Raw genomic sequence first — 14,127 nt, 5'->3', positions numbered from 1 at the left:
GAAGATGCACAAGACACCGTTTGCCGCTGCCATCCTGCTTTTGTCTGCCGCCATGGTTTCCGGTTGCGCCAATCGCGACGTGACGGGCTCGATCCCGATGGATTATCGTGAGCGCCACCCCATCGTCCTGACGGATGCCGAGACAGCGCTCGATCTGCCTGTCGGCGTCAACGACACCCGGCTGACGACCGGCATGAAGGACACGATCAAGGGTTTCGCGCAACGCTTCACGGCCTCGCCGTCGTCCTATGTCCAGGTGCAGGTGCCGCAGGGAAGCCTGAACGCACCGGCGGCGGCCCGCCTGTCTCATGAGGTGCGCAGCGCGCTGGTTGCCTCCGGCATTCGCGCCCAGAACATTGTCATGACCGCCTACGCCGCGGGCTCGAACGGGGATGCGGCACCCATCCGCCTGTCCTTCATCGCGACCAAGGCCGTGACATCCTCCTGCGGCGAATGGCCGGAGGATCTTTCGGACAACACCATGAACAACCGCAACTGGTACAATTTCGGCTGTGCCTCGCAAAACAATCTGGCGGCCCAGATCGCCAATCCGACGGACCTTCTCGGACCGCGCGGCATGACACCCATCGACGCGGCCCGCCGCTCGACGGTCATCGAAAACTACCGCAGCGGCAGTGACACGACGTCCGAATAACGCCTGTTGGACCGGGGAAGAGAATGAGCGCGATCGATTACGACATCCGCACCTCCGCGAAGGAGGACGAGGCCACAACGGATCCTCTGCGTCCGAGCGAGATGGAAAAGACGCGTCCCTTGCCGCGCATTTCCGTCCATGCCTTCTGCGAGAGCGAAGGCATGCATCGCGTGATCGAGCGCCTGGGTCTCGATCGCCGCATGTCCAAGGTCAATCTGCGCGTGACGAGCGGCGGCGTGTCGGCCGCGGCCAACATGTTTGCCTCGGCACCGACGCCGAACCTGATCGTGCTGGAAATGGACAGCGCGCCTGCGGGTCTCCTGCAGGAGCTTGCGCCTTTGGCGGAAGTCTGTGATCCGTCGACGCGCGTCATCATCATCGGACGCCACAACGACATCACGCTCTACCGCGAACTGATCCGCAACGGCATTTCCGAATATCTCGTGGCGCCGGTCAAGATGCCGGACCTTTTGGCCGCCATCGCCAATATTTTCGTCGATCCGGAAGCCGAGCCGCTCGGGCGCTCGATCGCCTTCATCGGTGCGAAGGGTGGCGTCGGTTCGTCCACCATTGCGCACAACTGCGCGTTCGGCATTTCCTCTCTGTTCTCGACGGAAACAATCCTCGCGGATCTGGATCTGCCCTATGGCACGGCCAACATCGATTTCGATCAGGATCCGGCCCAGGGAGTAGCCGAGGCGGTCTTTGCGCCGGAGCGTCTCGATGAAGTCTTCCTCGATCGTCTGCTGACCAAATGCTCCGAACACCTGTCGCTTCTGGCGGCGCCCTCGCTTCTCGACCGTGCCTATGACTTCGACCGGAACTCCTTCCTGCCGGTGATCGAGGTTCTGCAGCGCAGTGCGCCGGTGGCCGTGCTGGATGTTCCGCATGCCTGGTGCGACTGGACCCGTGCCGTCTTGGCAGAAGCGGATGAGATCGTCATCACGGCGACCCCGGATCTCGCCAACCTGCGCAACACCAAGAACATGATCGATGCCCTGAAGAAGCTGCGGCCGAACGATCGCAGCCCGCATCTGATCCTCAATCAGGTGGGTTTGCCGAAGCGTCCGGAAATCGCGCCGTCCGATTTCATCGAGCCTCTGGAGATCGAGCCGATCGCCATCATCCCCTTTGATGCGCCGCTCTTCGGCAATGCCGCCAATAGCGGCCGGATGATCTCGGAAATGGATGCCAAGTCGCCGACGGCGGAAACCTTTTCGCAGATCGCCCATATCGTCACGGGTCGGTCGACGGGGAAGAAGAATAAGAGGGGCGGTCTCGGCAAGGTGTTGAGCCTGCTCGGACGCAAGTAAGTATCAAGAGTGTGAGAACTGGATCGAAGCATGTTCGGTAAACGCGGAAGTGATGGTTTCGGCAAGGCGGGCGGCGTCGTTTCGCCCAAGCCGCCCATGGCTGCGCCGGACGCAAGCACGGCGAGGGGACCGGAAGTCTTGCAGGAGGCCTCCGGCACGATGACGGCGGATGTCCGTCAGCCGGTCCAGCCGCCACCGCTGGCACCGCAGCAGGTGACGGCCGCAAGACGGCGCACGACCCGGGATGAGGGGTATTACGACACCAAGTCGCAGGTCTTCTCGGCACTGATCGATACGATCGATCTGTCGCAGTTGTCGAAGCTCGATGGCGAAAGCGCGCGCGAGGAAATCCGCGACATCGTCAACGACATCATCACGATCAAGAATTTTGCGATGTCGATCGCCGAGCAGGAGGAACTGCTCGAGGACATCTGCAACGACGTTCTGGGTTACGGTCCGCTGGAACCGCTCCTGGCGCGCGACGACATCGCCGACATCATGGTCAATGGTGCCGGCCAGACCTTCATCGAAGTGAGCGGCAAGACGATCGAATCGGAGATCCGTTTCCGCGACAACCAGCAGCTTCTTTCCATCTGCCAGCGCATCGTCAGCCAGGTCGGCCGTCGCGTCGATGAATCGAGCCCGATCTGCGACGCGCGTCTGCCGGATGGTTCGCGTGTCAACGTCATCGCTCCGCCGCTCTCGCTCGATGGACCGGCTCTGACGATCCGTAAATTCAAGAAGGACAAGCTGACCCTCGACCAGCTGGTGAAGTTCGGATCGATCACGCAGGCCGGCGCCACGCTTTTGCAGATCATCGGCCGCGTGCGATGCAACGTCATCATTTCCGGCGGTACGGGTTCGGGTAAAACGACCCTTCTGAACTGCCTCACCCGTTATATCGATGGCCACGAACGCGTCATCACCTGCGAGGATACCGCCGAACTGCAGCTGCAGCAGCCGCATGTGGTGCGTCTGGAAACGCGCCCGCCGAATATCGAAGGCGAAGGCGAGATCACCATGCGCGACCTGGTGAAGAACTGCCTTCGTATGCGCCCTGAACGCATCATCGTCGGCGAAGTGCGCGGACCGGAGGTCTTCGACCTTCTGCAGGCTATGAACACCGGCCACGACGGTTCCATGGGAACGATCCACGCCAACTCGCCGCGCGAGTGCCTGAGCCGTATGGAATCGATGATCGCCATGGGCGGTTTCAGCCTGCCGGCAAAGACGGTGCGCGAAATCATCTCGGGTTCGGTCGATGTCATCATCCAGGCTGCCCGTCTGCGCGACGGTTCGCGCCGCATCACCCATGTGACCGAGGTGATCGGCATGGAAGGCGACGTGATCGTGACCCAGGATCTGATGCGCTACGACATCGACGGCGAGGATGCCAGCGGCCGCCTGATCGGCCGGCATGTCTCGACCGGCATCGTCAAGCCGCATTTCTGGGATCGCGCCCGTTACTACAACGAAGAGAAGCGTCTGGCCGCTGCCTTCGACCAGATGGAAGCCGCCTCAAACTGAGGCCAATGAGGGAACCGCGGAGATGGACATCACGGTCGTGGCACTTGCAGCCCTTGTCGCCGTCGCCGCGGCAGCCTTTGCCTACGGCCTGATGTTCTCGCGTATCGAGGTGGAAAAGAAGACCGCCTCCCGCATGAGCCGCGTCGGAGCGGCAGAGACCGACCGGGTCCAGGTCAAGGCGGCGCGCGATCGCGTGCAGGAACTCTCCAAGCGCCGCAAGTCCGTTCAGGATTCGTTGAAGGATCTGGAAAAAAAGCAGCAGGAAAAGAACAAGAAGTTCGGCGACAGGAGCCTCAAGGCGAGGCTTGCCCGTTCCGGCCTGCAGCTCACTCCCGGCCGTTTCTACATGTTCAGTGTCCTGTTCGGATGCGTGACCTTCCTGGTTTGCCTGATTGCCGGCCTGCCGCTGGTCGCCATTCTCGGGATTTCCTTCGTCGCCGCCATTGGCGTGCCGCGCTGGGTCCTCGGTTTCATCATCTCACGCAGACAGAACAAGTTCCTCGAGGAACTGCCGAATGCGCTGGATGTGATGGTGCGCTCCATCCGCTCGGGCCTGCCCCTCAACGATGCCATGCGCCTGATCGCCAGCGATGGGCAGGAGCCGGTGAAAAGTGAATTCCGCAGGGTTGTCGAAGCGCAGCAGGTGGGGCTTTCGATCCCGGAAGGCTGTGCGCGCATGATGCTGACCATGCCGCTGCCGGAGGTGAACTTCTTTGCGATCGTCATTGCGATCCAGAGCCAGGCCGGCGGTAACCTGTCGGAAGCGCTGAGCAACCTGTCCAAGGTGCTGCGCGAACGCCGCAAGATGAAGGCCAAGGTCCAGGCCCTGTCGATGGAAGCCAAGGCGTCTGCCGTCATCATCGGCGCGCTGCCCTTCATCGTCGCCACGCTCGTTTATCTCACCTCGCCGCAATACATCATGGTCTTGTTCAGCGATCCGCGCGGACATCTGATCCTGCTGTTTTCCGGCATCTGGATGTCGATCGGCATCTTCGTCATGCGCAACATGATCAATTTCGACATTTGAGGCGAAACCGATGACTGATCTTGCCGCACGCCTCACCGATCCGGCCACGCTTCTTGCCATTCTGGTGGCGCTTGCCGTTTTCGCCACCTTCTACACCCTCGTCATGCCCATGCTGGAAGGGCGCGACCTGAACAAGCGCATGCGGGCCGTCTCGACCGAACGGGAGCAGATGCGCAGCCGCGAACGCGCCCGCATGAACAGCGAGATGAGCCGTGGTACGCTGCGAACGCAGAACAACCAGCCGGTCCGCCAGATCGTCGAGAAGTTCAACCTGCGGGAGGCCCTTGTCGATGAAAACACCGTCAACCGGCTGAAGGCTGCGGGCCTGCGCACTCAGAACGCGCTCAACATTTTCCTGTTCTGCCGTTTCGTGCTGCCTTTCGTTTTCCTGACCGTCGTCGGTATCTGGATCTTCGGCCTCGGCAACATGTCCGAACGGCCCTTCGCAATCCGGCTTCTGGTCACTATCGTTTCGGCCTATGTCGGATTTTATCTCCCCAACATCATTGTCAGCAATCGCATCGGCAAGCGCCAGGCCTCGATCAAGCGCGCCTGGCCGGATGCGCTCGACCTGATGCTGATCTGCGTCGAATCCGGTATATCGCTGGAGGCGGCCATGCGGCGCGTGGCGGAGGAAATGTCGCAGCAATCGCCGGAACTGGCCGAGGAAATGGTGCTGACCACGGCGGAACTCTCCTTCCTGCCGGACAGGCGTGTAGCCCTGGAAAACCTCGCGATCCGCACCCAGCTCGATATCGTCAAGGCGGTCACGACGGCCCTTATTCAGGCTGAGCGGTACGGCACACCCGTTGCCCAGGCGCTACGCGTGCTGGCCCAGGAGGGCCGTGATGAGCGCATGAACGACGCCGAGAAGAAGGCAGCCGCCCTGCCGCCGAAGCTGACGGTGCCGATGATCCTGTTCTTCCTGCCGGTGCTGGTTGCCGTCATCCTTGGTCCGGCCGGGATCCAGGTGGCCGATCGCTTCTGATCACCCCGCAGGTATCCATGCTGAAACGCGAAAAGCCGGCGCTGTGGCCGGCTTCGTCGTCTTGAGAATTGTCTCCGACGTATCAGTTCGTCGCCTGGGGTTTCTTGCCGTCCTTGTCCGCAAGCTTTGCCCAGGCATTCTGCTGGGACAACATCGAACGCAGATAGGTGACATTGGCTTCCGCCTGGGTTTCCGTCAGCTCCCGCCGGGCGATGGTTTCGGCTTCGGCAAACCGGCCCTGCAGGCCAACGACGAGGGCGAGGTTCTGGCGCACCCGGCTGTCGGCTGCCGGCAGGTCGGCTGCGTTGCGCAGGTATTTCTCGGCCGTCTTCAGGTCCCCCGAAAGCACATAGGACATGCCGAGATTGGACATGACGCTGGGCTCATTCGGCTGCACGTCGAGTGCCTGGCGATATTTGTTGCGGGCTTCGTCCGAGCGGCCGAGCTGATCGAGAACCGCACCTTCCGCCGAATAGAGGCGCCAGTCGGGCCGGTCGGGCGTCTGGGCACGGTTGATCGTGTTGAGCGCCTGCTCCAGCTGTCCTGCCGCGGCCTGGGCCTTGCCATAGGCGGCCAGCACGTCGCGGTCGCTCGGATGAGCAATCGCAACCTGCTGCATCACGGCAAGCGCCTGGGCATTCTTGCCGTTCATCCGCAGAATGCTGGCATAGCTGAGGCCGGTGTTGCGGTCCTTCGGGTTCTGGTCGTAGGCGGCCCCCACCGTTCGTTCGGCTGCCGCCAGTTCCGGCGCCGTCATGCTTTCGACCGGCTTCGACAGGTTGACCGAGGGGATCGAGCTCGTCGTCAGCTTGTCGGCATTGCGCTGTGTCGTGTTGCAGGATGAGAGCGTCAAGGCAAGAAGCGCCGAGCAGGCGACCGTTTGCCAAAGCCGGCGTTGTGCAGAAGGAAACTTGGGTCTGGTCATCGTGGCGTCTCGCGGTATCCTTCGCCGCCTGCTTCGTGCGCTCTTTCGACGCGAAGAAAGGTGGCACTCTCCTGCCTCAAGCAATAATCTGTTAACCCTAACAGTTCGTTAAGTCTTAACCCGAAAGCATTCCCGGAAAGCATCCCATGGCGCCCTTCCAGTTCATCGACCGACCGTCTCCCTTCCGCGCAGCCTCGGAGGCGTTCCGTACCGTTTACGCGGTGACCCCGACCGATCTTGAAGAGGGCAGGCCGTCTGCCGATGCCGTGGCCTGGGCCAAATCTGCGGGGTTCAAGGCGGATGCGGGCAGCCTTCTGCTGCTGCCGGGCGCGGATGGTCAGGTGGCGGGTGCACTGTTTGGCCTCGGCAGCGACCCGACCGATCAGCCCTTCATCACCGGCAAGCTGCCGCGCGCCCTGCCGGCCGGCGTCTGGCGGATCGAGGCAACCGCGCTCTCTGACCGGCAGATGGCTCTTGGCTTTGCTTTCGGCACCTACAGTTTCGACAGCTACAAAACGGCAAAGGCGCCGGATATCTTCCTGGCGCTGCCCGACGGTATCGATGCTGCGGCTCTGGAGCGGACCTGGGCCGCGGTCTTCCTGGCGCGGGACCTCGTCAATACGCCGACCAATGACATGGGACCGGAACGCTTGGAACAGGTCTTCCACGCGCTGGCCGCCCATTATGGTGCAACGTCCTCCAGCATCGTCGGCGAAGACCTGCTGGCGCAGAATTTTCCGCTGATCCACACCGTTGGCCGCGCAAGTGCCGAGGCCCCACGCCTGCTCGATATGCGGTTCGGCCGCAAGGGCGCCCGCAAGGTCACGCTCGTCGGCAAGGGCGTCTGCTTCGATACCGGCGGCCTCGACATCAAGCCGGCGGCCTCCATGCTCTTGATGAAGAAGGACATGGGCGGTGCCGCCAATGTCCTGGCGCTCGCCCTGATGATCATGGATGCCGGGCTCGACATCGATCTGCGCGTGCTCGTACCGGCCGTGGAAAACTCGATTTCCGCCAATGCCTTCCGCCCCGGCGATATCTACCGCAGCCGCAAGGGCATCAGTGTGCAGATCGACAACACCGATGCCGAAGGCCGGTTGATTCTGGCCGATGCGCTCGCCTATGCCGGTGAAGAGGAGCCGGACCTGATGATCGACATGGCAACGCTGACGGGTGCCGCCCGTGTGGCGCTCGGCCCGGATCTGCCGCCCTTCTTCACCGATGACGAGGCGCTGGCGAGCGCGCTGATGGCCGCCAGTGTTGCGGAAGACGACGCCCTGTGGCGCATGCCGCTGTTCAAGGGGTATGAAAAGGATATTCGCGCGCGGGCGGCCGACATCACCAACGCACCGTCCGGTGGCATGGCAGGCTCCATTACGGCGGCCCTCTTCCTCAAGCGTTTTGCCGGCGGTGCCAAGAGCTGGGCGCATTTCGACATTTTTGCCTGGTCGCCAAATGAAAAGCCGCAGACGCCGATCGGTGGCGAGGCGCAGGCGATCCGCGCTCTGTTTTCCGTCATCGCGACGGGCGGCTGATCCCTTGCGAAGGGTGCGGGATCGACGGAGAATGACAAACGGCAGTGGTCTGGAGTGTTTATGCCTGCTGATTTGACCGCCACCGAGGCACTTGGCCTCTGGCATCGTGTTGTGCTCGAGCAGGTGCGCCGCGACGGGCACGACCTGAGCCTTCGGCAGTTGTCGATCCTGCTGCAGATCTATCTGGTGCCGCCGCCGCATACGGTCCGTGGCCTCGCCGCGACCCTCGGCGTCACCAAACCGGTCATCACCCGGGCGCTCGATACCATGGGCGCCCTGCACCTTGTCGACCGTGAACGCGATGACAAGGACCGCCGCAATGTCATCATCAAACGCACGCTTGCCGGCGCGCTCTATCTTGAGAAACTCGGCGACCTGATCCGGGCGGAAGCACGCCATACCGCACCCTGACAAAAGCCCCTGAAGGAACATTGATGTCCGCCTCCCTTGACCGCCGCCTGAATGCCTACCGCCCGGATCTTGCCGACCAGCGCCTGCAAGGCCAGGTCACGGCGGATCGTTTCACGTTGGGGGAACCGGCGCGGGTGGCTGTGCCCGTGGCGGATCTGCGGCCGAAACCGGATCCGGTAAGCGGCATCGATACGCAACTTCTTTTGGGCGAATCCGTCCGCGTCTTTGATCGGCAGGACGGCTGGGCCTGGGTGCAGGCGGATCTCGACGGTTATGTCGGTTATCTGCCGGAGACCGATCTCGAACAGCCGGCCGCAGCAAGCCACTGGGTCACGGTTCCACGCACCTTCGTCTATCCGGAAGCGGAACTGCGCAAGGTGCCGCTCCATGCGCTGTCCATGGGCAGCCGCATCCGCATCACCGGTGAGGCGGAAACGCGGGGCACGCGTTATCTGCTGCTGGAAGGCGGCGGCGCAGTGATTGCCCGCCATTGCCTGCCGCTCGGAACGGCCCCCGCAGAGGATTATGTCACAATCGCCGGCCTTTATCTGGAAACGCCCTATCTCTGGGGTGGCCGCACCGGTTTTGGCATCGATTGCTCCGGCCTCGTGCAACTGGCCGCCCTGATGGCGGGGCACAGCGTGCCGCGCGATTCCGACATGCAGGCGAATTTTGGCCAGCCGGTCGAACGACAGGACCTCAAGCGGGGAGACCTCGCCTTCTGGAAGGGCCATGCGGCCATCCTGGAAGACAAGGACACGATCCTGCACGCCAATGGTCATACGATGAGCGTCGCCCGCGAACCGCTCGACGCCGCCATTCAGCGCATCGGCTGGCTCTACGGCCAGCCGACCGGTTATCGCCGTTTCCTCTGATTGTCTCATCACGCAGATGTTTGGGCGTCTGGTGGCGAAGGGCGGGCCGAACGCCTACATTGACAGGATGAAGAACAGGACGTCCCGCATGACCACCCGGTTGAGAGGCCTCGCCTCCGCACTGCTGATCCTCGCCGCCGCAGGGCCTGCCGTTGCGGCCGAACAGTCACCGCAGCTCAATTGGAAAAACCCGGCGCCGGTCTACAAGGACCTGCCAGGCGTCGTGCCGCATGACAGCATCGTCCGCTCTGACGAGAACGATCCGGGCGACTGCACGGTCGCGATTGAAAACCGCCGCTGGCACCGCGGCGAGCCTTTCCCGGATTTCCCGGTGCGCGTCTATCGCTGCGAAAAGAACGGCGTTGTCTATTCCGGGACCGAAATGCCGAACCGCCCCTGGGTTCCGGGCCTGAACCCGTACGACCTGCCGAAGCAGTAAACCGGGCGGGCAGAACCCGATTGGACGGCCGGAGACAAGACAACAAAAAAGCCCGCCGAAGCGAGCTTTTTTGTTTGGAATTTGGTGCCCAGAAGAGGACTCGAACCTCCACGCCTCGCGGCACAGGTACCTGAAACCTGCGCGTCTACCAATTCCGCCATCTGGGCGACGAGGAGCCATGTACTGGTCCCGGCTGCGGCTGTCAACGACCTTTTTGAACTTTCTGTGTCAGCCCCGCATTTTGTGTGGAAAGCAGCCGAAATGCAGGGGTCACGGTCCACAGCCGCACACCGCTCCTTCGCTATCCCTCTTGTTTTTGTTTGGAAGTTCGGTCCAGGTGGCCGAGGTCGCGCTCGGGGTCGATGCAGTCACGCACCCGCTGCTTCAGATCCTTCGGCCCCGGAAAACCGCCGTCGCGGACCCGTTCCCAGATCAGCTCCTCATTGACGCGGATCTCGAAAATCCCCCCGGTTCCGGGGATCAGCGCCACTTCGCCCAGGCTGTCGCCAAAGGTCTGCAGCAGTTCCTGCAGCATCCAGGCGGAGCGCAGCAGCCAGTTGCACTGGGTGCAGTAGGTGATCGTGATTCTCGGCTTCGTCATCGTCGCATGCCCTTTCGTGCCTCGCATTTTTAGTCTTGTAGCGGATGGCCGCCCGGCATTTCAAATCCCTCCGCGTAAGGCCTGTCCATCGCGCGCGCTCACGGAAATTTTTTGAGCGGCAACTCCGTATGCGCCCGGTCGCAAGCTTTGTGTCTCGTTCGCGCGAAGCCCATGAAATGATTTGCATTCGTTGTGTTTGCGACGCACCGCAGCCGCTTCGGAAGTGTCTCGGAGGCCGGTTTTGCGCCGTTCCAGCACATTTTGTGCATCGCATGCAGAGAATAAATCTGTTGACTAAAGATAGAAATGGAACAAAAATTCCGAATGTAGAGAGAAGGGTCCGCTTGCTGGGAGAGAGACAAGCGGCACCCGCCCGACCTGCCGCCGGCGGAGGGCGCTTTGCAAAGACGGGGTGAGGAGACCCCTTGAGGAGGAAAACGATGAAGAAATTGCTTTTGGCCTTTGGCCTGGTTGCTGCCGCATTGGGTGGTCCGGCCTCGATTGCGCATGCCGACAACGAACGTTTTGTGTTCGTCTCGCACGCGCCCGATTCCGATTCCTGGTGGAATACGATCAAGAACGCGCTGAACGTCGCCAGCAAGCAGATGGGCGTGACCACCGAATATCGCAATCCGCCGAGCGGTGATCTTGCCGACATGGCGCGCATCATCGAACAGGCATCCGCGTCCAGCCCGAACGGCATCATCACCACGATCGCCGATGTCGACGTGCTGAGCGGCCCGATCAAGGATGCGGTCGCCAAGGGAATTCCGGTGATCACCGTCAATTCCGGCACGATCAAGCAGTCGAAGGACCTGGGCGCCCTGCTGCATATCGGCCAGCCGGAATATGATGCGGGCAAGGGCGCCGGTGAAAAGGCAAAGGCTGCCGGCGTCACCAAGTTCGTCTGCGTCAACCACTACATCACCAACCCCGCCTCGGTGGAGCGTTGCCAGGGTTTTGCCGATGCGCTCGGCGTCAAGCTCGGCAACCAGATGATCGATTCCGGCATGGACCCGTCGGAAGTGAAGAACAAGGTGCTCGCCTACCTGCGCAGCAACCCGGATACCAACGGCGTGATCACGCTTGGCCCCAATTCGGCGGAACCGACGATCGCCGCGCTGAAGGAAAACGGCACGGCCGGCAAGATGTTCTTCGCCACCTTCGATCTGTCGGGTGACATCTCCAAGGCGATCAAGGACGGCATCATCACCTTCGCCATCGACCAGCAGCCTTACCTGCAGGGTTACCTGCCGGTCGTGCTTCTGACGAACTATGCCCGTTACGGCGTCATTCCGCCGAACTCGATCAATTCGGGACCCGGCTACATCACCAAGGACAACATCGCCCAGGTGGAAAAACTCGCCGGCGAATATCGCTGATCACCAACGCTCGACCGGCGGCAGATCCGCCGCCGGTCGATGCCGCACCGGTTCGCGGTGCCTTCACACCATTCGCATGCGTGCTCGCCCGCCCCCTAAGGCCGGGGCTGGAGCCGTGCATTCAATAGTCCAGGGAGACAGACCATGGGTGACGCAAGCCCGACGCCTCAGCCCGCTCAAGCAGGCCAGGCGGTTGCGCGTGATGAGCGCGTCAAGGACATCTCGCGCCTGCGCAAGATGATGATCCGGCCGGAACTCGGCGCGATCACCGGCACGATCCTCGTCTTCGTCTACTTTTTCCTCGTCGCCAGCGATACCGGCATGTTCGGCCCCGAGGGCATCATGAACTGGTCGACCGTCTCGGCCCAGTTCATGATTCTCGCCGTCGGCGCCTGCCTTCTGATGATCGCCGGCGAATTCGACCTGTCGATCGGTTCGATGATCGGCTTTTCCGGCATCATCATTGCACTGCTCAGCGTGTCCATGGGGTGGCCGGTCTGGGCAGCCATCATCGCAGCCTTCGTGCTGTCGCTCATGATCGGTGCTGCCAACGGTTACCTGGTCATCAAGACCGGCCTGCCATCCTTCATCGTCACGCTGGCCTCGCTTTATATCCTGCGCGGCCTCACCATCTTCATCTCGATCACCACCACCCGCAAGACGATCATCGGCGGCGTGAAGGAGGCGGCGGCCGGCGACTGGCTGGCGCCGGTCTTTGGCGGCAAGATCCTGACCGGCCTGTTTTCCTGGCTGGCGGATGTCGGGGTGATCGCCAAGTTCACAGCCGGAACGCGCGCCGGCCAGCCGGTCATCGACGGCGTGCCGATGCTGATGGTCTGGGCGATCGGCCTGGTGATCTTCGGCCACATCCTGCTCACCCGCACGCAGTTCGGTAACTGGATCTTTGCCGCCGGCGGCGATGCGCAGGCCGCGCGGTATGTCGGCGTGCCGGTGGCCCGGGTGAAAATCCTGATGTTCGTCTTCACGGCCTTTACCGCCACCGTCTTTGCCACCTGCCAGGTCATGGAGTTCGGCTCGGCTGCCGCAGACCGTGGACTGTTGAAGGAGTTCGAGGCGATCATTTCCGTTGTCATCGGCGGGGCGCTTCTCACCGGCGGTTATGGCTCGGTTATCGGCGCAGCGCTCGGCGCACTGATCTTCGGGGTCGTGCAGCAGGGGCTGTTCTTCGCCGGCGTCGAAAGTTCGCTCTTCCGCGTCTTCCTCGGCGTCATCCTGCTGCTCGCCGTCGTTCTCAACACCTATATCCGCCGGCTGATCACGGGAGAGCGCTGAGATGTCCGAGACCCCTCTGATCGAACTGCGCGGCATCGAACGGCACTTCGGCTCCGTCATCGCACTGGCCGGTGTCACCGTCTCCATCATGCCGGGCGAATGCCACTGCCTGCTGGGTGATAACGGCGCCGGCAAATCCACCTTCATCAAGACCATGTCGGGCGTCTACAAACCGACCAGGGGCGAGATCTTTGTCGAAGGCAAGCCGGTGCTGTTCGAAAGCCCGCGCGAGGCCATGGCCTATGGCATCGCCACCGTTTACCAGGATCTGGCGATGATCCCGCTGATGTCGGTCACCCGCAATTTCTGGATGGGCCGCGAACCGAAGAAGCGGTTCGGCCCCTTCAGCTTCTTCGACTTCGAAAAAGCAGACCGCGTGGCGATGGAGGCGATGCGCAGCATGGGCATCCAGCTGCGCGAACCGTCGCAGGCGGTCGGCACGCTGTCGGGCGGCGAGCGCCAGACGGTCGCGATCAGCCGCGCCGTGCATTTCGGCGCCAAGGTGCTGATCCTCGACGAACCGACCTCCGCGCTTGGTGTGCGCCAGACCTCGCAGGTGCTGGCGACCATCGACCGCGTGCGCAAATCCGGCGTCGGCGTCGTCTTCATCACCCACAATGTCCGCCATGCCATGGCGGTCGGTGATCGTTTTACTGTGCTGAACCGTGGCAAGACGCTCGGAACCGCAAAACGCGGCGAAATCTCGACGGAAGAACTGCAGGATCTGATGGCCGGTGGCGCGGATCTCGCGGAACTCGAAGGCTCGCTCGGCGGAACGGTCTAGCCGGCAAACAGTCTCCTCCTGAGCCGGCTGGATGCTACCCATGCATCCGGCCGGTCCTTTTTGGAGAGTTCTTTTCCGCGACCGGTTCTATTTTACCGCTTGCCTCGCCAAAATGGGCTAATTAAGCTCGTGGTGAAGCATAGCAAGGGGGAAAGCATGTACAAGTTCGAAGTCTACAAGGATAAGGCCGGCGAATTCCGGTTCCGGTTCAAGGCCTCCAATGGCGAACAGATGTTCGGCTCGGAAGGTTACAAGGCCAAGGCGTCGGCGCTGAAGGCCATCGAGTCGATCAAGAAGAACGCCCCGGACGCGACCGTCGACGACCAGACGACGGCATCCGCCTGACCGACAACCGAAGCGATCGTTCCGGTG

General features: G+C 62.2%; 15 protein-coding genes and 1 tRNA gene. 13 read left to right on the top strand and 3 right to left on the bottom strand.

Features of this window, described 5'->3' with window-relative positions; genetic code table 11:
- Positions 1-4 precede the first annotated feature (4 nt).
- Genes OU993_RS06470 through OU993_RS06450 form a run of 5 tightly spaced genes read left to right on the top strand, consistent with a single transcriptional unit; the run spans position 5 to position 5,510 of the window.
- Positions 5-655, top strand: coding sequence for a CpaD family pilus assembly protein (locus OU993_RS06470; RefSeq protein ID WP_268157540.1), 651 nt, complete (start codon positions 5-7; stop codon positions 653-655).
- 23 nt (positions 656-678) lie between these two features.
- A complete protein-coding gene (locus tag OU993_RS06465; protein ID WP_268155502.1) occupies positions 679-1,968 on the top strand; it encodes a CtpF protein in 1,290 nt (429 codons plus the stop codon).
- Between the two features lie 30 nt (positions 1,969-1,998).
- Positions 1,999-3,495: a CpaF family protein gene (locus OU993_RS06460; RefSeq protein WP_268155500.1), complete on the top strand. Its 1,497-nt coding sequence runs from the start codon at positions 1,999-2,001 to the stop codon at positions 3,493-3,495.
- A gap of 22 nt (positions 3,496-3,517) precedes the next feature.
- Entirely contained in the window at positions 3,518-4,522 is a 1,005-nt protein-coding gene (locus OU993_RS06455; RefSeq protein ID WP_268155497.1) for a type II secretion system F family protein, read from the top strand.
- A gap of 10 nt (positions 4,523-4,532) precedes the next feature.
- The gene (locus OU993_RS06450; RefSeq protein ID WP_268155495.1) at positions 4,533-5,510 is read left to right on the top strand and encodes a type II secretion system F family protein; all 978 of its coding nucleotides are present in this window, start codon (positions 4,533-4,535) and stop codon (positions 5,508-5,510) included.
- Positions 5,511-5,592: 82 nt separating this feature from the next.
- Here the strand turns inward: OU993_RS06450 and OU993_RS06445 are convergent, their stop codons facing one another.
- A complete protein-coding gene (locus tag OU993_RS06445; protein WP_268155493.1) occupies positions 5,593-6,435 on the bottom strand; it encodes a tetratricopeptide repeat protein in 843 nt (280 codons plus the stop codon).
- A gap of 146 nt (positions 6,436-6,581) precedes the next feature.
- Here OU993_RS06445 and OU993_RS06440 point away from each other — a divergent pair, with 146 nt between their 5' ends.
- The 4 genes from OU993_RS06440 to OU993_RS06425 all read left to right on the top strand — a co-directional run bounded on the left by OU993_RS06440 (position 6,582) and on the right by OU993_RS06425 (position 9,695).
- A complete protein-coding gene (locus OU993_RS06440; RefSeq protein ID WP_268155491.1) occupies positions 6,582-7,970 on the top strand; it encodes a leucyl aminopeptidase family protein in 1,389 nt (462 codons plus the stop codon).
- 60 nt (positions 7,971-8,030) lie between these two features.
- Positions 8,031-8,381: a MarR family transcriptional regulator gene (locus OU993_RS06435; protein ID WP_268155488.1), complete on the top strand. Its 351-nt coding sequence runs from the start codon at positions 8,031-8,033 to the stop codon at positions 8,379-8,381.
- A 23-nt stretch (positions 8,382-8,404) separates the two neighbouring features.
- Positions 8,405-9,256, top strand: coding sequence for a C40 family peptidase (locus tag OU993_RS06430; RefSeq protein WP_268155487.1), 852 nt, complete (start codon positions 8,405-8,407; stop codon positions 9,254-9,256).
- A gap of 88 nt (positions 9,257-9,344) precedes the next feature.
- Positions 9,345-9,695 (top strand): hypothetical protein, encoded by a 351-nt coding sequence (locus OU993_RS06425; RefSeq protein ID WP_268155485.1) that lies wholly within the window; start codon positions 9,345-9,347, stop codon positions 9,693-9,695.
- A gap of 82 nt (positions 9,696-9,777) precedes the next feature.
- Here the strand turns inward: OU993_RS06425 and OU993_RS06420 are convergent.
- A tRNA-Leu gene (locus tag OU993_RS06420) sits at positions 9,778-9,862 on the bottom strand.
- Between the two features lie 134 nt (positions 9,863-9,996).
- Positions 9,997-10,296, bottom strand: coding sequence for a SelT/SelW/SelH family protein (locus OU993_RS06415; protein ID WP_268155483.1), 300 nt, complete (start codon positions 10,294-10,296; stop codon positions 9,997-9,999).
- 440 nt (positions 10,297-10,736) lie between these two features.
- Here OU993_RS06415 and OU993_RS06410 point away from each other — a divergent pair, with 440 nt between their 5' ends.
- From OU993_RS06410 to OU993_RS06395, 4 genes are all read left to right on the top strand, one after another.
- Entirely contained in the window at positions 10,737-11,678 is a 942-nt protein-coding gene (locus OU993_RS06410; RefSeq protein ID WP_268155481.1) for a sugar ABC transporter substrate-binding protein, read from the top strand.
- Positions 11,679-11,822: 144 nt separating this feature from the next.
- Positions 11,823-12,971, top strand: coding sequence for an ABC transporter permease (locus OU993_RS06405; RefSeq protein ID WP_268155479.1), 1,149 nt, complete (start codon positions 11,823-11,825; stop codon positions 12,969-12,971).
- Position 12,972: 1 nt separating this feature from the next.
- Complete coding sequence (locus OU993_RS06400) at positions 12,973-13,755, top strand: ATP-binding cassette domain-containing protein (RefSeq protein WP_268155478.1); 783 nt, start codon at positions 12,973-12,975, stop codon at positions 13,753-13,755.
- Between the two features lie 156 nt (positions 13,756-13,911).
- Complete coding sequence (locus OU993_RS06395) at positions 13,912-14,100, top strand: YegP family protein (protein ID WP_268155476.1); 189 nt, start codon at positions 13,912-13,914, stop codon at positions 14,098-14,100.
- Positions 14,101-14,127 lie beyond the last annotated feature (27 nt).

Origin of the sequence: Rhizobium sp. SL86 (genome assembly GCF_026672545.1) — a bacterium.
GTDB lineage: Bacteria > Pseudomonadota > Alphaproteobacteria > Rhizobiales > Rhizobiaceae > Neorhizobium.
The sequence above is the reverse complement of the archived record's forward strand: the minus strand, read 5'-3'. Positions and strand labels throughout refer to the sequence as shown.